Source organism: Pseudomonas sp. Y24-6 (genome assembly GCF_020295325.1).
Taxonomy (GTDB): domain Bacteria; phylum Pseudomonadota; class Gammaproteobacteria; order Pseudomonadales; family Pseudomonadaceae; genus Aquipseudomonas; species Aquipseudomonas gregormendelii.
Window position 1 is genome coordinate 440,871 of the sequence record NZ_JACBXG010000005.1, and the last position, 23,807, is coordinate 464,677.

18 protein-coding genes, 1 tRNA gene and 2 pseudogenes are annotated in these 23,807 nt (G+C 60.6%); 10 read left to right on the plus strand and 11 right to left on the minus strand.

Annotated elements, in window-relative coordinates; genetic code table 11:
* Positions 1 to 142: 142 nt before the first annotated feature.
* Positions 143 to 1,360, minus strand: a complete 1,218-nt coding sequence (locus HYI44_RS12940) for an MFS transporter (protein ID WP_225569558.1) — start codon at positions 1,358 to 1,360, stop codon at positions 143 to 145.
* A gap of 1,316 nt (positions 1,361 to 2,676) precedes the next feature.
* Here HYI44_RS12940 and HYI44_RS29600 point away from each other — a divergent pair.
* The 4 genes and pseudogenes from HYI44_RS29600 to ggt form a co-directional block, all read left to right on the plus strand.
* Positions 2,677 to 2,889, plus strand: a pseudogene (locus tag HYI44_RS29600) (HAMP domain-containing protein); the annotation flags it as partial.
* An 18-nt stretch (positions 2,890 to 2,907) separates the two neighbouring features.
* Positions 2,908 to 3,750: a methyl-accepting chemotaxis protein gene (locus HYI44_RS29605; RefSeq protein WP_412548487.1), complete on the plus strand. Its 843-nt coding sequence runs from the start codon at positions 2,908 to 2,910 to the stop codon at positions 3,748 to 3,750.
* Positions 3,751 to 3,866: 116 nt separating this feature from the next.
* Positions 3,867 to 3,943: transfer RNA gene (locus tag HYI44_RS12950), tRNA-Met, on the plus strand.
* A 138-nt stretch (positions 3,944 to 4,081) separates the two neighbouring features.
* Positions 4,082 to 5,914 (plus strand): gamma-glutamyltransferase, encoded by a 1,833-nt coding sequence (ggt, locus tag HYI44_RS12955; RefSeq protein ID WP_225569560.1) that lies wholly within the window; start codon positions 4,082 to 4,084, stop codon positions 5,912 to 5,914.
* 188 nt (positions 5,915 to 6,102) lie between these two features.
* Here the strand turns inward: ggt and HYI44_RS12960 are convergent, their stop codons facing one another.
* From HYI44_RS12960 to HYI44_RS12970, 4 genes and pseudogenes are all read right to left on the minus strand, one after another.
* Positions 6,103 to 6,702 carry a flavin reductase family protein gene (locus HYI44_RS12960; RefSeq protein ID WP_122838733.1) on the minus strand — a complete coding sequence of 200 codons (600 nt, stop codon included), beginning with the start codon at positions 6,700 to 6,702 and terminating at the stop codon, positions 6,103 to 6,105.
* A gap of 54 nt (positions 6,703 to 6,756) precedes the next feature.
* Complete coding sequence (locus HYI44_RS29610) at positions 6,757 to 7,212, minus strand: methyl-accepting chemotaxis protein (protein WP_412548488.1); 456 nt, start codon at positions 7,210 to 7,212, stop codon at positions 6,757 to 6,759.
* Between the two features lie 84 nt (positions 7,213 to 7,296).
* Positions 7,297 to 8,121: pseudogene (locus HYI44_RS29615) on the minus strand (PAS domain-containing protein); the annotation flags it as partial.
* 71 nt (positions 8,122 to 8,192) lie between these two features.
* Positions 8,193 to 9,506 (minus strand): MFS transporter, encoded by a 1,314-nt coding sequence (locus HYI44_RS12970; protein WP_225569562.1) that lies wholly within the window; start codon positions 9,504 to 9,506, stop codon positions 8,193 to 8,195.
* 202 nt (positions 9,507 to 9,708) lie between these two features.
* On the opposite strand from HYI44_RS12970, the gene HYI44_RS12975 reads away from it, so the two are divergent.
* Both HYI44_RS12975 and HYI44_RS12980 read left to right on the plus strand, forming a co-directional pair.
* Positions 9,709 to 11,127 carry a short-chain fatty acid transporter gene (locus HYI44_RS12975; protein ID WP_045059210.1) on the plus strand — a complete coding sequence of 473 codons (1,419 nt, stop codon included), beginning with the start codon at positions 9,709 to 9,711 and terminating at the stop codon, positions 11,125 to 11,127.
* Positions 11,128 to 11,301: 174 nt separating this feature from the next.
* Positions 11,302 to 12,471 carry a hypothetical protein gene (locus HYI44_RS12980; protein ID WP_225569563.1) on the plus strand — a complete coding sequence of 390 codons (1,170 nt, stop codon included), beginning with the start codon at positions 11,302 to 11,304 and terminating at the stop codon, positions 12,469 to 12,471.
* Positions 12,472 to 12,483: 12 nt separating this feature from the next.
* On the opposite strand, the gene can is transcribed toward HYI44_RS12980, so the two are convergent.
* Positions 12,484 to 13,119 (minus strand): carbonate dehydratase, encoded by a 636-nt coding sequence (gene can / locus HYI44_RS12985; protein ID WP_122838729.1) that lies wholly within the window; start codon positions 13,117 to 13,119, stop codon positions 12,484 to 12,486.
* A gap of 141 nt (positions 13,120 to 13,260) precedes the next feature.
* Here can and HYI44_RS12990 point away from each other — a divergent pair, with 141 nt between their 5' ends.
* The gene (locus HYI44_RS12990) at positions 13,261 to 13,665 is read left to right on the plus strand and encodes a serine kinase/phosphatase (RefSeq protein ID WP_122838728.1); all 405 of its coding nucleotides are present in this window, start codon (positions 13,261 to 13,263) and stop codon (positions 13,663 to 13,665) included.
* A 137-nt stretch (positions 13,666 to 13,802) separates the two neighbouring features.
* On the opposite strand, the gene rimI is transcribed toward HYI44_RS12990, so the two are convergent.
* Together rimI and HYI44_RS13000 are read right to left on the minus strand one after the other, a co-directional pair.
* Positions 13,803 to 14,255 carry a ribosomal protein S18-alanine N-acetyltransferase gene (rimI, locus tag HYI44_RS12995; RefSeq protein WP_007942632.1) on the minus strand — a complete coding sequence of 151 codons (453 nt, stop codon included), beginning with the start codon at positions 14,253 to 14,255 and terminating at the stop codon, positions 13,803 to 13,805.
* Positions 14,248 to 14,988 (minus strand): energy transducer TonB, encoded by a 741-nt coding sequence (locus HYI44_RS13000; protein WP_225569570.1) that lies wholly within the window; start codon positions 14,986 to 14,988, stop codon positions 14,248 to 14,250. The genes rimI and HYI44_RS13000 overlap by 8 nt, the downstream gene beginning before the upstream one ends.
* A gap of 205 nt (positions 14,989 to 15,193) precedes the next feature.
* On the opposite strand from HYI44_RS13000, the gene mksB reads away from it, so the two are divergent.
* The 3 genes from mksB to mksF are packed head-to-tail and all read left to right on the plus strand — an operon-like array spanning position 15,194 to position 19,999.
* Positions 15,194 to 16,471, plus strand: a complete 1,278-nt coding sequence (mksB, locus tag HYI44_RS13005) for an Mks condensin complex protein MksB (protein ID WP_122838726.1) — start codon at positions 15,194 to 15,196, stop codon at positions 16,469 to 16,471.
* Complete coding sequence (mksE, locus tag HYI44_RS13010) at positions 16,461 to 17,162, plus strand: Mks condensin complex protein MksE (RefSeq protein WP_122838725.1); 702 nt, start codon at positions 16,461 to 16,463, stop codon at positions 17,160 to 17,162. Before mksB ends, mksE begins: the two co-directional genes overlap by 11 nt.
* Entirely contained in the window at positions 17,159 to 19,999 is a 2,841-nt protein-coding gene (gene mksF / locus HYI44_RS13015; protein WP_045059203.1) for an Mks condensin complex protein MksF, read from the plus strand. Before mksE ends, mksF begins: the two co-directional genes overlap by 4 nt.
* A gap of 106 nt (positions 20,000 to 20,105) precedes the next feature.
* Here mksF and HYI44_RS13020 read toward each other — a convergent pair whose 3' ends face one another.
* The 3 genes from HYI44_RS13020 to HYI44_RS13030 are packed head-to-tail and all read right to left on the minus strand — an operon-like array spanning position 20,106 to position 23,671.
* The gene (locus HYI44_RS13020; RefSeq protein WP_122838724.1) at positions 20,106 to 22,409 is read right to left on the minus strand and encodes an intermembrane transport protein PqiB; all 2,304 of its coding nucleotides are present in this window, start codon (positions 22,407 to 22,409) and stop codon (positions 20,106 to 20,108) included.
* Positions 22,402 to 23,025: a paraquat-inducible protein A gene (locus HYI44_RS13025; protein ID WP_122838723.1), complete on the minus strand. Its 624-nt coding sequence runs from the start codon at positions 23,023 to 23,025 to the stop codon at positions 22,402 to 22,404. The genes HYI44_RS13020 and HYI44_RS13025 overlap by 8 nt, the downstream gene beginning before the upstream one ends.
* Complete coding sequence (locus HYI44_RS13030) at positions 23,012 to 23,671, minus strand: paraquat-inducible protein A (RefSeq protein ID WP_225569564.1); 660 nt, start codon at positions 23,669 to 23,671, stop codon at positions 23,012 to 23,014. Before HYI44_RS13030 ends, HYI44_RS13025 begins: the two co-directional genes overlap by 14 nt.
* Positions 23,672 to 23,807: the final 136 nt, after the last annotated feature.

Below are 23,807 nucleotides of genomic sequence, written 5' to 3' on the forward strand. Positions count from 1 at the left end.
TCCCCGCTCAAGAAGAAGCCGCGTTCAATACGCGGCTTTTTTGTACCTGTCAGATTATTCTAAGATCGCAGCCTCCGGCAGCTCCTGGAGGGTGTACACCTCACATCAGTAGGAGCTGCCGAAGGCTGCGATCTTCTGATCTTCAGGCCTTTGCGGTTCTCGGCAGGAAGATCGCCAACACCCCCAGCAATGGCAGGAACGAGCACAGGAAATACACGTATTCGATTCCGCGGGCATCCGCCAGATAGCCCAGCAGCGCCGCGCCAATCCCGCCAAAACCAAACATCAAGCCAAAGAATATCCCGGCGATCATCCCGACATTGCCCGGAACCAGCTCCTGGGCGTACACCACAATGGCCGAGAATGCCGACGCCAGGATGAAACCGATCACCACGCTCAAGACGCTGGTCCAGAACAGGTCAACGTGAGGCAACAGCAGGGTGAAAGGCGCAACACCAAGGATCGAAAACCAGATGACGGCCTTGCGCCCAATCTTGTCGCCGATCGGGCCGCCGAAGAACGTACCGGCTGCGACCGCCCCCAGGAACAGAAACAGATGCAGTTGCGAACTGGCCACCGAGAGGTCGAATTTCTCGATCAGGTAGAAGGTGTAGTAACTGGTGAGGCTGGACATGTAAAAGTACTTGGAGAACACCAGCAGCCCCAGCACAACCAGTGCGCTGGTCACCCTCCCCTTCGACAGACCGTGGGTTGCCGCCTGCCCTTGCTTGAGCTTGAACAGGTTCAGGTGATTGGCGTACCAGCGGCTGATGCGGTGCAGCACAAACAGCGCAAACACCGCGAACAGGCCGAACCATGCCACATGCCCCTGGCCGAACGGAATGATAATGGCTGCCGCCAGCAATGGACCGAACGCCGAGCCCGCATTGCCGCCAACCTGGAAAGTGGACTGCGCCAACCCGAACCGCCCACCCGATGCCAGTCGCGCTACCCGGGAAGCCTCCGGGTGAAAGGTCGAAGAGCCGATACCGATCAGCGCCGCCGCCAGCAGGATCATAGGAAAGCTGCCGACCACCGACATCATCAGTATGCCGATCAAGGTGCATACGCTCCCGGCCGGTAGCAGCCACGGCTTGGGATGACGGTCTGTGTGATAGCCGACCCATGGCTGCAATAGCGAAGCGGTCAGTTGAAAGGTCAGGGTAATCAGGCCGACCTGGGTAAACGTCAGGCCGTAATTGGCCTTGAGCATCGGATAGATCGACGGCAAGACCGACTGGATCAGGTCGTTGATCAAATGGGCCAGCGCCACGGCGCCGATGATGCGCATGACCAAAGGGCTGCTTTGTGAAGTCGCTGATGCCGGCGCGGCGCCGGTCTGGGCATTGCTGATAGCCATGAGAGTTTCCGCACAACGGGTGGGTGCAAACGGACAGGAGCGTCAATGTGCCATTTTTCAGTGCATCAGCGCCATCCCCTTAGCCTGCTAACGACATTTACGAACGCTTTCCATACAGGTAATAGCGCATCGCCATGGTCTGAATCTTGCGTTACCACTTCCTTTAAACGCGGCCCCTTACAAAGGGGACCGAGAATGGGAAGTTTCGCTACGCAGTCGGCCTACAGAGCGGACGAGGGTGAACTTTCGAGGCCTTTAAAGGGGCACCAGTCGCGGCCAAAACGGCCTCGACGCACGCCAATGGTGCGTGGTGCCCAGGGGAGTCACGGGGCATGCAGGCATTTTTATCACCGGGCATTGGCTTGCTGGGGCGCTTTGGCTTCGCACGCAAGTTTCAACTGTTGTTTTTGCTGTTCATTCTGCCGCTGGCGGGCAGCCTGTGGATGATCGGGCAGGATTACCGCAGCAAGCTGAATCTGATTTCCGAGGAGCGTGCCGGGGTTCGGCAACTGCTGTCACTGGATGCGCTCGACAATCTGCTCGCAGCCCAACGGGATCGCGCCGCGCGCTGGCGAGCCACGGAAACCAATCGTCAACCCACGCCCGCCACGCTCGCCGCCATGGCTGCGTTTGACGAGGCCCAGCCAGCCATCGCCAAAGCGGCTGTGGAGCTGGGTAATACCCTCGCTGCCGAAGGTGCCCGGGATGAAACACTGGCGCGCTACCAGGCCCTGCAGGCCGCCCTTGAGGGCCTGGATTCAAAAAGCCTCGGCAGCATCGGTTGGTGGCCTGACGGTTACGATCGCTTCACCGGTGCCTTGAGCGCCCTGCAAGCCCTGCGCGAGCAAATTGCCATGGACAACCGGCTGACCCTCGCGCCATGGCTGGAAACCTATTTGCTGACGCAGATCTCCACTCAGCACGTGCCGGACCTGATCGAACGGGTCGGACGTCTGGCCAGCATCGGTCAGGCCTCAGTGGTGTCTGGGCAATTCACCTTGCAAAGCCGCTTGCAGCTACGAGACCTGCGCAGTCGTATCGGCGACGCCCGGGAGCAGCTTGTGAAAACCGCAGGCTTGCTGGAATCACGCCTGCCCAGCGACTTGCAAACCTGGTCAGGGCGCTACCAGGAAAGCCTCAAGCACCTGGATGCCGAGCTGAAAGTTCTCGATGACGGCGTATTCGGCGGTAGCATCAAGCTCAAGCACGAAGACTTTGAACGTGGTCTGGACGCCTTGCTGGTCGACCTCGCCTCCCTGCGCCAACAATCCCTGGGCTCACTGGATCAGCGCCTGGATAACTACCATGGCTCGGCGATGCGCCAGGTCATCGGTGTGGCGACGATTTTTGGGGGCCTGCTGCTGGCGGCGCTGTATCTGTTCACCTGCCTGCAAACGTCCATCCGGCGTAGCGCCAGCGGTATTACAGTGCTGGCCGAAGCGCTGCGCGATGGCAACCTCAGCCTGCAGGTGCCGGTACAGGGTCGCGACGAGCTGGCAGCTATCAGCACCGCGCTAAACGTCGCGGTGGTGCAGTTGCGCAACAGCATGCTGGGGGTGGATCACGAGACCCTGCAATTGAGCAACGCCGTACGCGCGCTCAACCAGCATTCCAGCGGCGCATTGGGCGAAGTCGAGGCACAACAACTGCAGATCAGCCAGATCGCCGCAGCGGCCACCCAACTGGCCGCCACGTCCCAAGGCGTGGCCCAGAGCTGCGAACAGGCCTCGGGCAGCGCCCAGCACACGCGGCGCATTGCTGCCGACAGCAGTCGCGACAGCCAGCGCACCACGGCAAGTATCCAGCAGCTCAACCAGCGTTTGAACGAGACAGCGGCGGCACTCGGCCGGGTGAGCGAACAGGGTCAGCAGATTCAGCTGGTAGTGGACACCATTCGCGGAGTGGCCGAGCAGACCAACCTCCTGGCCCTTAACGCCGCCATCGAGGCTGCCCGCGCGGGCGATCAGGGCCGCGGCTTCGCCGTGGTGGCTGACGAAGTGCGCAGCTTGTCGAAACGCACGCAGTCCTCTACCGCGCAGATAGCCCAGACCGTTGATAGCCTGCGACAAACGGTGGATGAAGCGGTGAGCCTGATGGAAGCGGCCTGCAGCCAGGCACAGAACGATGCGCAGTCGGTCACCGGGCTGGGCGAACGACTCGGGGAAATTGCCAGCGCAGTGCAAGGCGTCACCGACACCCTGGCGCACATTGCGACAGCGGTAGAGGAACAGGCCAGCACCGCCGATGAGGTCAGCGGCAACATCCAGCAGGTTGATCAGGCGGCGGTGCGGCTGCTGGAAGGGGCCCGCGCCGTAAACCTTGCGGCGCACACCCTGAGCCAAGGCAGCAAGGCATTGAGCGCCAATACCGGGAGGTTTCAGCTAGGCTGACAGCGCCCACCGCCGCGTTTTATAGCACCGGGTGGTTAAGCGGTTGAAAGCGTAGAGAAATATTTTAAATTTACGCTTGACGCATCCCCGTTACCGGTGAATAATGCGCGCCACTTGGCTACATAGCTCAGTTGGTTAGAGCATAGCATTCATAATGCTGGGGTCCGGGGTTCAAGTCCCTGTGTAGCCACCAAGTACTAAAAACGGCTTACCGAAAGGTAGGCCGTTTTTTTATGCCTGCGAAAAAGTGCCTGTCTGCTGCATGGGTTTGCGTCACAGGGAACCGGCCGATAAAGTCCCGGGATCTTTTCCCACGGACGGAGTACCCAACGTGTCCCCTGCTTCCCACTTGAGTCGCTATCGCCTTTCGGCGCTGTCGCTGGTTGCCACGGCGCTGATGCTGGTCGCCTGCAACGCCCCGCCGACTTCCACGCTGCCCGTTGCGCCGGAAAATGCCTCGGGTTATCGCAGTGACCTGCAGACCCGCTACGCCAGCAAACACATGGCCGCAGCAGCGAATCCGCTGGCCGCCGAGGCCGGTCGGGAGATGCTGCGCCAAGGTGGTTCGGCCATCGACGCGGCGATTGCGATGCAGGCGGTGCTGACCCTGGTCGAGCCACAGTCTTCAGGCATCGGCGGTGGCGCGTTGATTGTATTGTGGGATGGCAAGGCCGTGCGTACTTATGACGGTCGCGAAACCGCCCCGGCCGGTGCCAGCGAAAAACTGTTCCTGCAAGCCGACGGCAAACCGATGCCGTTCACCCAGGCGCAGATTGGCGGTCGTTCTGTGGGTACACCGGGCGTGCTACGAGCGCTCGAACTGGCGCATCAGAAACACGGACGCCTGCCTTGGGCGAAGGTGTTTGAGCCCGCCATCAAGCTCGCGGAACAAGGCTTTGCGATTTCCCCCCGGCTGCATCAACTGATCGCTGCGGACTCCTCCATGCGGCGCTCGCCGGACATGATGGCCTATTTCCTGAATGCCGACAGCAGCCCCAAAGCAGCGGGTACGCTGCTGAAGAATCTGCCGCTGGCAGCAGTATTCAAACGTATCGCCAAGGAAGGTCCGGATGCGTTGTACAAAGGCGCCGTCGCCGAGGAAATCGTGGCCAAGGTACAAGGGCATGCGAACCCGGGGAGCTTGTCGCTGAATGATCTGCAAGGCTATCAAGCCAAGGAGCGCGAGCCGCTGTGCACCGACTACAAGCACTGGCAGGTGTGCGGGATGCCACCACCATCATCGGGAGGCATCGCGATCGCGCAGATCCTCGGCACACTCGAAGCCCTGGAAACCCGCGAGCCGCGCTTGGCCCTGGCGCCGATGAAACCCCGTGAAAGCTCCGCTCCAGCGGGCATCGAACCCACCCCTGAAGCCGTGCACCTGATTTCCGAGGCCGAGCGCCTGGCCTACGCCGATCGTGCGCAATACGTCGCCGATGCCGACTTCGTGCCAGTGCCGGTTCAGGGTCTGCTGGACCCGCTATATCTGGCAAGCCGTGCCGCGCTGATTGGCGAGCGCAGCATGGGCACAGCCGAACCTGGCACGCCGCCGGGCATCCAGGTGGCCTACGCGCCTGACCGTTCGCCGCTGCGCATATCCACCTCGCAAGTGGTCGCGGTCGACGACCAGGGTGGTGCAGTCTCCATGACCACCACCGTGGAATCCGCCTTCGGCTCTCACCTGATGGTGCAAGGCTTCCTGCTCAACAACCAGATGACCGACTTCTCGTTCATCCCGGAAGAAAACGGCCGGAAAGTCGCCAACCGCGTCGAGCCGGGCAAACGCCCCCGCTCCTCCATGGCGCCCACCCTGATCTTCGATCGCCAGACCGGCGAGTTCCTCACCACCCTCGGCTCCCCAGGCGGCTCCCAGATCATCGAGTACGTCGCCAAGTCGACCATCGGCCTGCTCGACTGGAACCTCGACCCGCAAACGGCCATCAACCTGCCGAACTTCGGTAGCCGCAATGGTCCGACGGAACTGGAGCGGGGGCAGTTCAGCCCGGCACTGATCCAGGCGCTGAAGGACAAGGGCCACAGCGTGAACGAGATTGATATGACGAGCGGCACTCAGGCGATTGTTCGGGTCAAGGATGCACAGGGGAAAACGTCGTTGGCAGGCGGTGCTGATCCGCGACGCGAGGGGGAAGCGCTGGGGGATTGAGCGGTTTGCAGTGATGAGAAAGGGCTTACCGGGTGGTAGGCCCTTTTTTATGGGAAGTGATTTGGAAACTGCAGGCGCTATTTGGCATACCTGCACAAAGCTTGATCAAACCAGTGAAGCAGGCTTGATCCGCTTATCAGGGCCGTTTAACTGACACCGCATTAAATTCCGGTGGCTGTTGACCCGATTCAAACCGACAGAATCTTCCCATCCACAGGATCACCGATCTTCAGGAAATGCCCACCAGCCACGTGGTGCAGGGTGCGTAGGGCGTCCTGGCCTTCGAAGTGCCAGCGGCCATCGCTGAACACCCGGTCATCGGCCTGGGCGGCGATGACTTCGGCGAGGAACAGGTCGTATTGTTGATGATTGCCGGGCTCCGGCAGCAGGCGGCATTCGAGCCAGGCGACGCAGCCCTCGAGCATCGGCGCTGCCACCTGCTCGCCGCTGAATGTCTGCAGGGCATAGGCCTGGAACTTGTCCTGGCCCGGCGCCCGGGAGATTTCCAGCCCGGATGTAGAACCGACGGTCTGGACGATGTCGGCCTGGGCGGCGCAAGGCACGTTCAGCACGAAGGTCCCCGAAGCTTCCAGCAGGTGTCGGGTCCAGGTGGATTTATCCAGCACCACGGCAATTTTCGGCGGCTCGAAATCCAGTGGCATAGCCCAGGCCGCCGCCATGATGTTGCGCTGGCCATCGTGGGCGGCGCTGACCAGTACGGTCGGCCCGTGATTGAGCAGGCGATACGCCTTGTTCAAGGGTACGGGCCGGCGATGGGAAGCGTGCATGCTGTCTGCTCCTGGAGAAAACGCCGATTGTAGCGGCATACGTCTGGGTCCTGCTTAGCTTGCCAGTTGATTGGCGAACTGTCCGACCGCGTCGACCACCTTCTGCGCGCCGTCCTGGATCTCGCCAATGACCGAGCCCGCCTCCGCTGCCAGCGCCAGCCCCTGCTCAGCCTGAAGCTTGCCCTCGGTCATCAGGGTCACCGCGTGGCGCGCCATGTCCTGGTTCTGGCGCACCACGCCGACAATTTCCTCAGTAGCCTGGCTGGTCCGCGATGCCAACTGCCGCACCTCGTCCGCCACCACGGCAAAGCCGCGGCCCTGTTCGCCAGCCCGCGCGGCTTCAATGGCGGCGTTGAGCGCCAGCAGGTTGGTCTGCTCGGCAATGCCGCTGATGGTCTTGACGATGCTGCCGATGACCAGCGACTGGTCGTTCAGCGCCTCGATGCCCTCACCAGCGGTTTGCATGTGCCTGGCCAGGTCGCGCATTACGCCGACGGCCTGGGTGACCACGGCATTGCCACGCTGCGCGCTTTCGTCGGTCTGCCGGGAGGTGCTGTAGGCAATATTGGCCGCCTCGGCGACCGCTTGCTCCTGATTGACCTGATCGGTGATTACAGTGGCGAACTTCACCACTTTGTACAGGTGATCGTTGGCATCAAGCACAGGGTTGTAGGACGCTTCCAGCCAGACGGTACGGCCGTGGCTGTCGATGCGCTTGAATCGGTCCGCCACAAACTCACCGGCGTTCAGGCGGCGCCAGAAGGCCTGGTAAGCGGCGCTGGAGGATTCGTCCGGCGTGCAGAACATCCGGTGATGTTTGCCCTTGATCTGCGCAAGGCTGTAGCCCATACCGCTGAGAAAGCGGTCATTGGCCGTCAGTACGTTGCCATTGAGGTCAAACTCGATCACCGCCGTCGAGCGCACCAGGGCGCCGATCAGGTTCTCATGCTCCCGGGACGCTTCGATGGTACGGGTCAGGTCGCTGGAAAAAATAGAGAAGTGCCTGATGCGGCCATCCGCCGAGCGAATGGGCTGCATGATCGAGCGCAGCCACGCCTCCTCGCCATTGCCGCGCAACAGGCGCACGGTGCCGGCGAAGTGCTCGCCACGCTGGAGCGCAGCCTTGAAGCGGCGATGGAATTCGTCGGATTTGACGTGCACCGGAACGATATCTTCGATGTGTCGACTACTCAGGTCCTGTCCCCTGTAGAGCATTTCATCGATAAAGTTCTGGTTGACCGATTGAATCCGCCCCTCGGGATCCAGGGTCAGGACCAGCATCTCGCTTTCCAGGCTGTCCTTCACTTGCTGAAGGCTGGAGAGTTCTTCACGAAGAGCCGACAGCTCTTGCTTCAAGCGTTTATTGAACATGGAATGCACCGATGGACAGGGTAGAAAAACGACATGCAGCCTACCCATCGGCCTTGTACATATTTTCTGAAGAGCGGTGCCGTGTCGTCCTGTAAAAATAGTTCAACGGCCTCCCTCGATTACACGGTACCCGTCGCAGGGCAGCTGCCGACCCTCGGCATCCGCGCACCGAAATACGCCGCGCTGGCGACCCCGACCACGCCCATCACTGCACTGAATATCACGCAGATCCAGGGGCTCCAAGGCATTAGCCCGATCAGCAATAACGGCGTGATACTGGCCCATGCGGCGTAGGCAATGTTGTAGGTGAAGGAGATACCCGATACACGAATACGCGCGGGGAACAGCCCGACCATCACCGACGGCACCGCACCCACCACGCCGCAACACAGACCGGCAATGGCATAAGCCAGGCCAATCCAGCTTCCGCCATTGATCAGGCAGCTATAGAGCACCGCAATTCCCACTGGCAGCAACAGGCTATAGAGCATAACGGTACGCCAGGCGCCGATGCGATCCACCAGTAATCCGGCGAGCACGCAGCCCACATTCAGGAAGACGATGCCCAGGGCGCTGAGCCCGAAGGTGTGGCTGGCGCTCATACCGAAGGTTTTCTGCATCATGGTCGGGGTGATCACCACGAACACCACCACCGCCGAGGTCAGAACACAGGTCAGGATCATCGCCGGCAGCATCGCCAGGCGATGTTCACGCAGCACTGTGCGTAACGGCAGCTCGACCGCCGCTTCGCGCCTGGCCTGCATTGCCATGAACACCGGGGTTTCACTGAGCCAGCGGCGCAACCAGACGCCAATCACGCCGAACAGACCGCCCAGCAGGAAGGGATAACGCCAGGCGTAATCGAGGATTTCTGCCGGGGTGAACATCTGTGCCAGGAACGTCGCCGCCAGCGCGCCTATCAGGTAGCCGAAGGTCAGGCCCGCCTGCAGGAATCCCAAGGCATAACCGCGATGCCCGGCCGGCGCGTGCTCGGCGACAAACACCCAGGCGCTCGGCACTTCGCCGCCAACTGCCGCGCCCTGCAGGATGCGCAGTGCCAGCAGCAGCAAGGGCGCGAAATAGCCGATCTGCGCATAGGTTGGCATGATCCCGATCAGCAGGCACGGCAGCGCCATCATCAGGATGCTCAGGCTGAAGACCTTCTTGCGTCCCAGCCGGTCGGCGAAATGCGCCATCAGGATGCCGCCCAATGGCCGCGCCAGGTAACCGGTGACGAAGATCCCGAAGCTCTGCAGCAGACGCAGCCACTCAGGCATTTGCGGCGGGAAAAACAGCTGGCTGAGGGTCAGGGCGAAAAATACGAAAATGATGAAGTCGTAGATTTCCAGCGCCCCGCCCAGCGCGGCAAGGCCGAGCGTCTTGTAGTCCGAACGAGTGAACGGCGCCGGGCGCACATCGGTTTGGGCAGTCATGAAAAAGCACTCTGGTACGGGCAAAAATTCTAGGCGCCCATGGTCTACGCAAATCCGTCTGCGGACAACCCGTTAGACCAAAGTCCCAAAGCGGTAAAAGTTGGTCACAAAAAATACAGCGTTTGAATTACTGTTGGCACCTGCCCAGACGGGCCCACGAGGCCCTGAAGACCACAATAAACATAAAATCCGAGGTTCTCCCGTGGCCGCTGATATCGACGATAGCCGCTATGCCCGCTTTGCCCTGCGCTGCTCAAGCTTTGCCGAACGCTGGTTCCCCGACTCCTGGGTGTTTGCGGCACTGGCCGTAATCATCGTGGCCCTTGCCACCATGGCAATGGGCGCCAAGCCCACCGATGCCGCCATGGCCTTCGGCGATGGTTTCTGGAGCCTGATTCCGTTCACCATGCAGATGGCGTTTGTGGTGATCGGCGGTTATGTCGTCGCCAGCTCGCCACCGGCTGTGAAACTGATCGACCGATTGGCGCGCATCCCGAAAAACGGCCGCTCCGCCGTCGCCTGGGTCGCGCTGATTTCCATGGTCGCGTCGTTGCTGAACTGGGGACTGTCCCTGGTATTTGGTGGCTTGCTGGTGCGTGCCCTCGCCCGCCGTACCGATCTGAAGATGGATTATCGTGCTGCCGGCGCCGCTGCTTACCTGGGGTTGGGTGCGGTCTGGGCCTTGGGTCTGTCGTCATCGGCGGCGCAATTGCAGGCCAACCCGGCCAGCCTGCCGCCTTCGATCCTGTCGATTACCGGGGTCATTCCCTTCACCGAAACCATTTTTCTCTGGCAGTCGGGCGTACTGCTGCTGGCGCTGATCATTATTTCACTGATCATTGCCTACGCCACCGCACCAGGCCCCAATACGGCCCGAGACGCAAAAGCCTGCGGCATCGACCCGAGTTTCAATCTGCCGCCACTGCAACCGCGCACCCGCCCTGGCGAGTGGCTGGAACACAGCCCGCTGCTGACCATCCTGCTGGTCCTGCTGGCGGCCGGCTGGTTGTTCCATGAATTCTCGACCAAGCCGGCGATCAGCGCGATCTCCGGGCTGAACACCTACAACTTCCTGTTCATCATGCTCGGCGCCCTGCTGCACTGGCGTCCGCGCAGCTTCCTCGATGCAGTCGCCCGAGCCGTGCCCACCACCACCGGGGTACTGATCCAGTTTCCGTTGTATGGCTCGATCGCCGCACTGATGACCACCGTCAAGGGCACCGATGCGCAAACCCTGGCGCACCACATCTCGACCTTCTTCGTCAGCATCGCCTCCCACGACACCTACGCGCTGTTGATGGGTGTGTATTCGGCGATCCTCGGCTTCTTCATTCCGTCCGGCGGCGGCAAATGGATCATCGAAGCACCCTATGTGATGCAGGTGGCCACCGACCTCAACTACCACCTGGGCTGGGCGGTGCAGATCTACAACGCCGCCGAAGCGTTGCCTAACCTCATCAACCCCTTCTACATGCTGCCGCTGCTGGGCGTACTGGGATTAAAGGCCCGGGACCTGATCGGATTTTCGTTCGTGCAGTTGCTGGTGCACACGCCACTGGTGCTGTTTCTACTGTGGGCGCTGGGCACGACGCTGACCTACACGCCGCCCGTGATGCCATAAATGTCGCTGGATGCACCTGTTCGAGCAGGTGCATCCAGATTTGTTCGGTGGATTGTTCCTACCTCGCGGTTCGCCATCTCCTGACACCAATACAGGCCGCAGCTGACACCGCAAGCGCGATGGCTGCAGTAAACTTCGACAATTGCGCAATCACAGGCTTAAAAGGATCTGAGCATGTTCAAACGCACAGCACTTGCCCTCGCGGCCCTCACCCTGAGTGCCGCCGCCCATGCCGATGTCGATCTGAAACTGGGCAGCACTGAACGCGTCACGCGTCTGTTCGCCTACCCCAACAACTGCGGCGTCGTGTGCTTTCGCAACTGGACGCTGGAGCAAACCGTCGAGCACTACCTGGGCCAAAGCGTGCAGCGCGATGGATACGCCACGGCAAAGGTGCGGGTCAAAACCGATAACGATCAGCTTTACGCGCAAATCACCGGGGTGCCTGCCGGTTATCACCAACCACTGCAAGCCCTGCTCGACGCCGGAGACCTGGCCTGGTCCGGCGCAAACAGACTGAACGCTGACGGCAAGTGGGCGTACAACTGGTCACTGTTCCTGCCTTTGGGCATGGCGCTGAACAATCGTAAAAGTATCGAGCTGTTGCACTTTCCGCCGGACTATTCGCTGACCCAGGCCCAGGATTACCTGCGCTCGGCCACCACCGATCGTTGGGCCACGCTGCTAACCGCCAATGGCATCCCAGCCGCGCAAACACCCGCTTACCAGACCATCATCGACATTGCCCCGATTGCCGCACCCGCGACTGCGGGCAAGGACCTGGAGGGCGTTTACAATTATTTCACCGACTATCAGACCACCATGGTCAGGGAGCTCAGCCGCACTGCCAGCGGCGCGGCATTACCCATGATCGCGTTTGGCGCGCCGGTGCGCAGCTGGGTCAAGGCGCAATACGGCCCCACCGTCAGCGTGTTGGGGCTGGCGACGATCAGCCCAAATGCCGGGCTCAAAGTACCCGTGTTGGGCGCCAATCACCCGAGCTACATCTGGTACGCGGCCAATCCAGCCGCCTATTCCGGCAAGGATGCCCAGGCCCAGGCTGACGCGGCAGGCCTTAAGGTGATGGGCCAGGATTTGAGCGCTGCGTGTTGGCAGGCCGGCATGGGCAGCGCCCCCGGCAGGGATCCGGCGACGCAATTGAAGAACTGTACCCAGACCTGGCAAGTCACTCGCACGGAAAAAACCTGCGAACTGTTCTATACCTCGATTCGCAACCTGCCCCCGGCCCAGGCCGTCGCCAAATGTGCATCGGCACCGATCAGGTCCCAGCTCATCCAGCTGAAAACTTCGGCGACCACGGTTGGACCGGGCCAGGGACTGTAGACGCGAAAAGCGCTACAGCGGACGCAGACGGTACTGTGGCGGCAACTGCTCGAAGCCGCTGATGGTTGCGTTCAGGCTTTTCCAGCGACCGTCCTTGATGCCGTAGATGCAACCGTGAATCGACAGTTTCTGTCCACGATGCCAGGCATTTTGCACAATGCTGGTGTGGCCGACGTTGGCCACTTGCTGGATCACGTTCAGCTCGCAGAGGCGGTCCACCTGCTCCTCTTCAGTTGGCAACTGCGCCAGCTCTTCGCGTTTTTCGTAATACAGGTCGCGAATCGAGCGCAGCCAGCCATCGATCAGGCCCAGCTGGCGGTCCTGCATCGACGCTCGTACGCCGCCGCAACCATAGTGGCCGGTCACCAGGATGTGCTTGACCTTGAGCACGTCCACCGCGTACTGAATCACCGACAGGCAGTTCAAGTCGGTATGCAGCACCACGTTCGCCACGTTGCGGTGGACGAACAGGTCGCCAGGAAGCATGCCAACGATTTCGTTCGCCGGCACCCGCGCATCGGAGCAACCGATCCACAGGTATTCGGGGGTCTGTTGGCGAGCCAGCTTGGAGAAGAAGTCCGGATCTTCCTGTTTGATCGCTTCAGCCCAGCGTTCGTTGTTATCAATCAGATCTTGTAATTCGTTCATGCTGTAGAGCCTCAAGAATGGTGCGCTTCTATGACAGACAACCACCCGTCGGGGTCACGCGATCAATGCAACTAAGGCAGGTGGAATTCTCGCCAGCCCTGTGGGTCCATCCTAGTAAGGCCCACAGTATGAGGAAATACCATGACTGATTCACGACGTCCTTTCGATGCGGCGCAACCCGAGCCCATCGATGACAACGAAGACCGCATGGGTTCAATGCATGAACTGGACTTTGACGAAGACGAACCCGGCGCCCGGATTGGCGACGAACTGCCGGACAACGAGCGCGAGCAACTGATGCCGCCTGAGCGGGTGCGGGAGGCGGGCATGACGGGCGCCTCCACCGAAGACCACGAACCCACGGATGATGATATGAGCCCGGAAACGCTCATCCTCGAAGACGGCGCAAGGGATGCCCGGGAAGCAGGCGAAGCAGGTCAGGCAGACTGGGACTTGAGCATTGTCGATGAAGATGACATCGGCGGAGGCAATGGCCTGGATGAAGCGGAACTGGCGCAGCGTGATCCGCTGGACGGGAATCGCTGACCTACCCGATTGACAGAATTCTCCCCGGTAGGAGCTGCCGAAGCCTGCGATCTTTTGATTGTATAAACACCAGGATTAAAAGATCGCAGCCTTCGGCAGCTCCTACGGGGGTATCTGTGTTCAATCCACCGACGGGTTCAATCCACCAGCGTGCAGGCCATGACCACCGCATCTTCCCGGCCGCCCACCGCCGGGTAATAGTCCCGGCGCCGCCCGATCTCGTTGAACCCGTACCGCTCATACAAGCGAAACGCCGAACGATTGCTGTCCCGCACTTCCAGGAAGCACTCCCGCGCCTCGGCCTTGTAGGCAATCGACATCAGGTGCTCAAGTAACGTCAGGCCCAGGCCACGGCCCTGGTTCTCCGGTTTGACCGTGATGTTCAACAGGTGCGCTTCATCAAGAATGATCTGTACCACACCGTGGCCGACCTGCTGCTGACCTTCGAACATCAGCCAGATCTGGTACTTGCCGAGCCCATCAAGAAAAATCCCGCGGGTCCACGGATGGCTGTAAGCCGCGTATTCGATCTTCAGTACAGCGTCCAGGTCCGCCTCGATCATGGGGCGAAACGATACAGCGTCACTCATTTGATTCTTTCCAGCGCGCCATCAGCCGACGCATGGCTTGCCAGACATCAGCCTTACGCTGTGGCTCTTCCATTAATAATTCCAGGCCCGGCAGGGCCCAGACCGAGCCCAGGCCTTCGACCTGGAGTTCACGGTTGAACGATTCGGCGTTTTCCTCGCCAGCGAAACGTACCGCCGGCAGACCGATCAGCCATACGCAGACGCACGGCGCATCTTCCAGGCGGGCCGAGAGGAAACCCTGCACGAAATCACGAGCGGCTTCCGGGCCTTGATCCATGGTGCCCCGGGCCAGCAGCGGCCAGCGTACGGGGTCGCCGACTATCTGTGGGCTGTCCGGCAGGCCGGCGGCGCGCAGCATGTCCTTGAGCAGCAGATAGGCAGGGTCGCGGGTTTGAAAGGTTTCACCTGTGGGTAACTCGACCAGCAGCAGGCAGCGACCGGCGCGCAGCAACTGCAGGGCGAAACGCGGCGGCGGCACTACTGGTGGCTTGGCCACGACTGGCGCGGCCACTTCTTCGACTTTTGCATCCGTGCGGGTGCTGGCCAGCGAAGGCCGAGGCACCTCGATCTTCACCCGCTCGGCGGGCTTGGCCTGCGGCTGCACGGGCGCCTCAGCCACAGTGGCCGTTGCTATCGGAGCGACGACCACGGGTTGCGGTGTCTCCAGCAGCTCGGGCCGCGACGGCGCGGCGAAGGGCAATTCGGTGCGCGGCAGCCAGTTGACCACCTGCATGGCGGTCAAATAAGCGCGGCGACGGGACTCGATAAGCAAAGGTCGGCCACTTGTGGATAACTAAAGTGCGTGGATTCTACCGCCCTTCTCGCAAGATCGCCCGCGCTTGATCGACAGAAAGCCGACTGTCCGTCCCGAGAGTTAATCGCAATGGGCGCGATGCAGTACAATCGCTGCTTTTATCGCCAACCAGCCGGCCATTCCGATGATCGAACCCAAGCGCGTCTTGCGCGCCCTCGCTGAACACTGGGCACTTCTGGAGCCACTGTGCGAGCACTTCGACCAGGGCACCTTGAGCCTCAACGAACTGCGCACGCAATTGGGCGCCCAGCAACTGGACAGCACGCCGCAGGACATCACAAGCCTGCTGGATGTGTGGATTCGCCTCGACATCCTGGTGCCTGTGGCAAAAAGCCCGAACCGTTTCGAGCTCAATGCGCAGATTCACGACTTCCTCGCCTACCTGCGCCGTGAGCACCGCCTGGGTCTGTGTCTGGAAATCGAAGCCTACTTGCGCCACCTCGAACGCCTGGCCGGTTATATCCAGGATGCGTTCGACATCCGCGACGGCCACGACCTGGCACGTCAATTGCGCCTGCTGGACATGCGCGTACGGGACGTCTTGAAGAAACTTGCCAACGACGAACAGGCTCTTGTGGCCGTCGCCGAGCGCGCCAAGACCAGCGACCGGCAGATTCCCCTGCGCCAGCGTTACGCCGAAGTGCTGGCGACCTGGGATGAATACGTCGAGCCGATGATCCAGCTGGTCAATGCCGACGGTGCTTTCGAGCAAGGCGTACGCAAGGTCGAGAATGTCCTGCTGAGGATGCTCACCGAACAGCAACGGCTGGGCCACCTGGTCGACGACGACATGCTGCTGCGCACCCATGCGCGCATCCTCGAAATGCAGACCAGCGCCCAGTTGACCCTGCGCCACGCCCGCGAACTGCTCCTGCCGTTGCGTGAAGAGGCCCGTCGGCACAATGCCGTGACCCGTGGCGCGGCGCTGGCCTTGTCGGCTATCCGGCGCAAAGGCCTGGACGCGGTCCCCCAAGCGGCCATGCCAATGTTCACCCGCCCGCAAAGCACCTTCCTTGGCAGCGCCAGCCAGGTCGAAGCGTACGTGTACGCACTGGCCCGTTTCGAGCCGAAACCGGCGCGTTTTCCCAAGGCTCACAAAACCCAGAAAGGCGAAGCCCCGCGTGCGCCACGTACCGTTCGCGAAATGCTTGAACGCTGCGAAGACGCCCTGCCGATGCCGGACCTGATGGCCTGGCTGCTGGAACAGGAGCCAGACGGCGCCACTGACGAGTTGCTGTACTGGTTCTCGCGCCTGTCGCGGGAAAAACGTTTCCAGCGCGAGCGTCTCGAACGCCGTGACTACCACACTCATGAGCACCAGGTCAGCCTGCGCTCCTTCGCCCTGCTCTCGGCCCGCGACAGCGCCGCCGAGGATTCCGCGAGCATCCCACATGCATCTTGATCTATCCGAACTGTCCCAGCTGGCACCGATCTTCCGCGAGCTGTTCAAGGGCTACCACGTCAGCCGCCGTGATCCGGAGCTGTACGCGCAACTGTCGAACTTCCAGGACCAGTACCGCACGCTGTTCAAGGCATTGGGGTTCGAGTTGGTCTGCGATACCCGCGGCTTCTATTACTTCGTGCCGGACCTCGCCGCCGCTGCGGTGAACAAGACCGCCCAGCGTCTGGCGCTGTTTACTTTCATTCTGGTCGAGCATCTGGCGGATCAGGGTCGGGACCCGATCGCCGTGCTTGACGGAGGCAGCCTGGGTCGCGACGAATTGCCTTCGCTACTGGAAAAGTACCGCGACCTGTTTATCCAGGCCGAAGTGCAAACTGTCGAAGAGCTCGAAGAAAAAATCATGCGCCGCATGACCCAACTCGGTTTCGCTGGCGAAGAAAACGGCGTCTATCGCTTCCTGCCGCCGATGCACCGCTTCCTCGATGTCTGCCTGTCAGTGCAGCAGGACCGCGACCTGGCGGCCAGCCTGCACAGCGTGTTGCCGCTGCCGGCTCCAGTGCTGATCGATGACGACAGCGATGAGAAGCTGCTGCAAACCGACGATCCACTGGATCTGACTGACTTCGAAGAAGAAAGCGAAGAAGACGCCATGGCGCGCGCCATTGCCGAAGAACAGGAGACCGACGCATGAGCAAGGAACGCTACGGCATTCGCCGCTTCGCCCTTTTGAACACCGCCGGCTACAGCCTCGGCCTGTTCCCGCTGGAAGAGCCACTGTCGGTTTACGGCGCGAACAACCTGGGCAAATCCGCCTCGATTAACGCCCTGCAGTTCCCGATTCTGGCGCGCATGTCGGACATGAGTTTCGGCAAGTACAGCCTGGAACAATCCCGGCGCTTCTATTTCGCCTCGGACACCAGTTACATCCTCGTTGAAGTGTCCCTGCCCCATGGCCCGCACGTGATCGGCGTGGTGGGTCGCGGCCCGGGTGGTGGTTTTGGTCACCAGTTCTTTGCCTATGCCGGCAAACTGGACCTGGCGCACTACCAGAAGAATGACACCTGCCTGCGTCAGAAAGAGCTGTTCACCAACCTTGAGCGCGAGGGCCTGAAAGCCTACGAACTCAAGCCGGATGAACTGCGTCGCTTGCTGGTGGGCGGTCACACATCGATTCCGCTGGACCTGACCCTGATTCCACTGCGCTCCACCAGCGAACAAAGCCTGAAGACGTTCCGTGCGCTGTTCATCAACCTGTTGCACATGCGCGAAATCACCGCGGCCAAGCTCAAGCAGTTGTTCCTCGATGCGTTCGAACACAGTCTGCGTTCCGGCAGCGTGGACTACATCGCGGCGTGTGAAGAAGCGTTTCGCGACGTACGCCGCATGGAGCAGGATTACAACTCGCTGGTCACGGCCGGCCCGCTGGTCGAAGCCCTGGCGGCCGGTGTGACCCAGCGTAATATCCTGCGCGGCAAACTGCACCGCATCTCGCCGCTGCTCGACTCGTTACTGGGCACCTGGTCGGACTATGCCAGTGCGCGCAAGGAAGAGCTGACCATCCAGGCCGAGCACTACCGCAATGAACAGGACGCACTGCAAAACGATCAGCGCGGCGGCACTCAGGAGTTGATGCGCCTGGAACGGGAAATTTCCGGCATCCAGCGCTGGCTAGGAGAGTTGTCCGTACTGAAGAATCGCTTTGCCCTGGTCGATGACGTCAAGGTCCTGGAACAGCAACTGCTGGCGGCCAAGGATGCGCACGACGAACTGGCCGGTGCGCTGGCCCAGTCCCGCCAATTCAGCGCCGAAGACCTCGAAGAGCGTCTGCGCGACCTGGAAAAACGCCTGAAGTCGGTCAAGCAGCAGCTCGATCATGCCGACAACAACAGCTACGCCCGTCTGCGCGAAGAGTTCTCGCAACAGGACGTCGAGCGCCTGATGCGCCTGTTCAACAGTGCCCTGTTCAGCCTGCCACTGGGTGAACACGGTATTGCGCTGGATGAGGACGGACAGTGGGTCAAGTCCATGGAGCTGATTCTGGATAGCTTCAAGGGCGAGCGATTCGAAGTGCCTGGCTTGTCCATCGATATGTCGCACATCGAGCCGCCGGCCCTGCAAGCCCTGGCTGACCGCGCCGCATTGCGCGACCAGAAAGAACGCCTGGAAAAAGAACTCAAGCAGCTTAAAACCCAGGCGGCCGTGGCCGCCGACCGCGCGGCGAGCAAGACCCAGACCGAAGCGTTGTATCAGCAAGTGCTGGACGCGCAAAAGGCGCTGGAAGATTTCCGTCGCTCGCAAACCCTGAGCGCCGAAGAAGGCGACAAGCTGGAACAGCTGGCCCAGATGGAAGCCGCGCAGGACGAATTAAAACGCTCCAGCGATGCATTCACCGAGCGAGTCCAGCAACTGTCGGCCAAGCTGCAACTGGTAGGGCGGCAGATCGGCGACATGGAAGCCAAGCAGCGCACGCTCGACGACGCCTTGCGCCGCCGCCAACTGCTGCCGGCAGACCTGCCGTTCGGTACTCCGTTCATGGACCCGATCGACGATTCCATGGACAACCTGCTGCCACTGCTCAATGACTACCAGGACAGCTGGCAAGGACTGTTGCGCAGCGATGGTCAGATCGATGCGCTCTACGCCCAGGTGCGTCTCAAGGGTGTTGCCAAGTTCGACAGCGAAGACGACATGGAGCGGCGCCTGCAACTGCTGATCAATGCCTACGCGCATCGCACCGACGAAGCGCTGACCCTGGGCAAGGCCCGCCGCGCCGCGGTTACTGACATCGCGCGGACCCTGCGCAACATCCGCAGCGACTACGACAGCCTCGAGCATCAACTGGCCCTGTTCAACCGCGAGATCAACAAACGCCAGGTGTCCAACCTGCAGAGCTTCCGCATCGTGCTCGCGCCGAACAAGGAAGCGTTGAAACACATTGACCAGATCATCCACAGTGCCGGCCAGTACGAAGAAGGTGAAACCCTCTCGGTATTCGATCTCAGCCAGAGCGCCGACCAGGACAACAGAAACGAGGAGGCCAAGGAGTATCTGGCACGCCTGGTTGCTGCCAACCACAACCAGTTGGGCCTCAAGGACCTGTTTGAACTGGCATTCGAGATCACCAAGGTCAACGGCCAGCCCGTCATCCACACCGACATCGATGGTGCTGCGTCCAACGGCACCACCATGACCATCAAGGCGCTGACCAACATGTACCTGTTGTTGCACTTGATGGACCGCGACCAGGCCGGCCGGGTGCGCTTGCCCTACTACCTCGACGAAGCGGCGGACATCGACGAGAAGAACCAGGCAGCCCTGCTGGAAACCAGCCTGCAACTGGGCTTCGTGCCGATTCTGGCGAGTGTCAAACCGCAGGTTTGCGCCAGTGTCGCCATTGACCTGGAAGGCGGCAGCGGACCGAACGGGATTTACATCGACGAGGCGGACTGGAAGTACATTCGCCGTCACGATGAAGTGAAGCCTGTGGTCAATGTGGCAGCCGATGAACCGGAGCTGGATGCCGTCTGATCCTGCCTGATCCAGACAAAAGGCCGCGATCCAATGGACCGCGGCCTTTTTTGTCCGAGCTGGTGGGCGAATGCGAGGGGCTCATCACGAGCACCGCCGCCGATAATTACTTACCGATCGCGATCTTCGGCGCCCAGGTCAGCCATTCATCTTCGAACTTATCGAATAACGGGAATGTCTGTTCCGCTCGCGCAGGGTTACCCATGCGCTCGCCATCCGGGGTGGCGAACGCGATGCCACCCTGAATCAGGGTTTCCAGAGACTCGGTGCGCATCGTCGCGCCCTTGAACAGTCCATAGTCGAATCCGAAACCGCTGGAGTTCCAGAACCGCGTACCGCTGCGCACCAACGGCGCGTACTTGGGTTCAATCAGGATGTGAATCAGCACGCGATCCGCTGTCTGCCCCAACTCGTACCCCGTCACCTTGCCTACCGTCACTTCCCGGTAGGTGACCGGCACGCCGATCTTCAACGAGCCTCGACGAGCCGCGCTCAACACCAGGCTCAAGCCAGGCTCCACCTTGGCTATTTCCGGCGGGCTGGACAAGGCCACGAAACTCTTCTGCGGGCCCAGGCTCTTCGGCCCGGGCTGCACCTCAATGTATTGACCGGTCACGAGGGTTTCAAGGTTTGCGGTCTTGATCAGACCCAGCTCCGGCTTGACCACCCAGAATTGACTGCCGACCCGGGCAATACGCTCCGGCACTTCGGTAATTCGCGCGGTGAGCACCACGGACTGCAGGTCATCGGTGAGATCAACGTCCTCGATCTTGCCGACATCCAGCCCCTTGAACCGCACAGGAGTGCCGGTGCGCAGACCGTCGGCGCGGTCGACCTTGATGGTGACCAGGGTGCCTTTCTGGTTGGCCTCGTCGTGGCTGGGGAACAGGCGGAACCGAGGGATACGCTTTTGCAGCGGCGCCTTGGCTTCCGGGGTCTCAAAAGCAATACCACCGGCCATCAGGCTTTGCAGTGACTCGCTCTTGACCTGGATGCCACCCGTCAGCCCACCCGTGAGGGTAACGCCACTCGCATTCCAGAATCGGCTGGAGGCATTGACCAGGCCTTCATATTCTTTCTCGATGTGAACGCCAATCACCAGCTGTTTACGAGTCTTGGAGAATTGATAGCTCTGGACCGAACCGACCTTCACCTGCTTGTAGAGAATCGGGCTGCCCACTTCCAGCGAGCCGAGGTTCTCGGTAAACAGGACCAGGTGCAGCCCGGGTGAGCGCAGGTCCAGAGGCGGAGCCTTGGGTCTTGCGACAAATTCACGCTGCGGCGCTGCCCCCTTGTCGCCGGGGCGTATGGCGATGTAGTTACCCTTCACCAGCGCTTCCAGACCGGTGATGCCAGCGAGGGAAATCGAGGGTTTGACCACCCAGAACTGAGTGCCATCGACCAGATAATCCTCGGCCAGCGGGTCAAGGGTCAGCTCGGCAGTGGCCGCCGTCAGGTCAGGATCGACCTTGAGCGCCTTCAGGTTGCCGACCTGTATCCCTTTGTACATGACCGGCGTACGACCGGCCTGCAAACCTTCGAAATCACTGAGCTTGACCTTGATACGTATACCGGCTGCGGCAGCGTCGAAATCTTCATAGAGCCGGAACGGCAGGCTCGGATCGGTTGCCGGGCTGTCCTTGCGGTTTTCCGGGGTCGCAAAGGCAATACCGCCGGCAACGATGCTGGCCAGGGATTCGCTGCGCACCTTCACGCCGGAAAGGTTGGCGTCGATGCTGATGCCGCTGGCGTTCCAGAAACGCGTATGTTTACGCACCAGATTGGCGTAAGTAGGCTCAATGAAGACCTTGAGCTCAACAGTACTTTGATCTTCAGACAGCAGGTAGCTTTTCACCTGGCCGACCTTGATCTGCTTGTAGAACACCGGGCTGCCACGGTTGAGCGAACCCAGTCGGTCGGCCTTGATGGTCAGGTGCAGGCCGGGCTTGGCGTCGGATAATGGTGGCTCTTCGGCAAGCGCCTTGAACTTGCGAGTGGGCTCGCCTTCGCCCGGGCTGATCGCGACATAGTTACCCGAAACCAGCGTCTCCAGGCCGGTAATACCAGCCAGGGTGACGCTTGGCTTGACCAGCCAGAAGCGCGTGCTGGTGCGCAGGTATTGCTCGACATCCTTGTTCATCTCGACGGTGGCGATCACCCCTTTGGAGGCGCCTTCGTCGTCGAGTTTAAGGGTCTTGACCTTGCCCACCGACATGCCTTTGTAGACGACTTCGGTCTTGTTGGCCTGAATGCCTTCACCACTTTCGAACCGCACCTGAACCTCGATGCCGGTCTCGTTATAGGCTCGCCAGCCGAGCCAGCCGCCGATGATCAGGGCGATCAGGGGTAACACCCAGATAGCCGACCAGTTCGAGGCCGGTCGGGTTTTAGCTGTTGGCAAATCAGTCATGGTCGTCGTCCGACTCCGTGTTATCCCAAATCAGTCGGGGATCGAAAGTAACTGCAGCAAGCATCGTCAGAATCACCACACTGGCGAACGCAATGGCACCAAGATTGGCTTCGACGCTGGCAAGCCGTCCGAAATTCACGACCGCCACGAGAATGGCGATCACAAAGATATCGAGCATCGACCAGCGGCCAATGAATTCAATAAAGCGGTACATCAGAATGCGCTGGCGGGCCGACAGCGGCTGGTGGCGTTGTACCGAGAACAACAGCAATGCAATGCCTACCAGTTTGAAGGTCGGCACGACGATGCTGGCAATGAACACCACGGCTGCGATGGGGATCATGCCGTGCTGAACCAGCTGGATCACCCCGGACATGATGGTGCTGGGATCGCCCTGCCCCAGGGAGGTAACCGTCATGATGGGCAATACATTGGCCGGGATATACAAAATCGCAGCCGTAATCAGTAACGCCCAGGTTCGCACCAGGCTGTTCGGACGGCGCTCATGGACCAACGCACCACATCGCGTACAGACCTGCTCGTCGGTGTCAGCGTCCTGCCTGTTCAACTCATGGCATTCGGTGCAAATCAGAATGCCTGCATCAATCGCCCGCATGGGCATCCTCTCCTGATAGAGCCTGCCAGATCTGGTGGGGCGACATCACCACTTCCAGCCAGACCTGAACCAACAACAAACTGATGAAACATGCCAAACCGAGTCCGACGGTAATCGCTGCCATATCTGCCAGCTTCACGATCGCAACCAGGACGCCCATGAGATAGACCTCAAGCATGCCCCAGTCGCGCAAATGGTGATAAATGCGATATAGCAACAAACCGTAACTGCGGCCGACGTCAAAGCGGATGCTCAGCAATACCGCCAGCTGGCACAGCAACTTGAGCAGCGGGATGGCCATGCTGCACAGGAACACGACGACCGACACGCCTTGCATGCCGGTGTCGAACAACCCCACAACACCGCTCCAGACAGTGTCTTGCGACGATTGCCCGAGTAGATTGAGCTCCATGATGGGTAAAAAGTTCGCCGGAATAAACAACAGGAGAGCGGCGATCACCAGGGCGAGACTGCGTTGCACGACGTTATGCCGGTGCGCGTAGAGTTCGTAGCCACAACGAGGACACAGCGCTTTCTCGCCATGGGCGAGCTGCGGCTTGCGCATCAGCAGGTCGCACTCATGACAGGCTACCAAGTCTTCCAGCGGTAATTCTGACAGCCCGAGGGCGTCAACCGAATCTGGCATAAAGGCTCTGGCTCCGAAATAGTTGGACCTATTCTAGTGTCCTGAACTGAAAATAACTGTGCCTATTTGTGCTGCAAATAGTTGCTTTTGTTCCAGACAAAAACAAAACCCCTACCTGCATACGCAGATAGGGGTT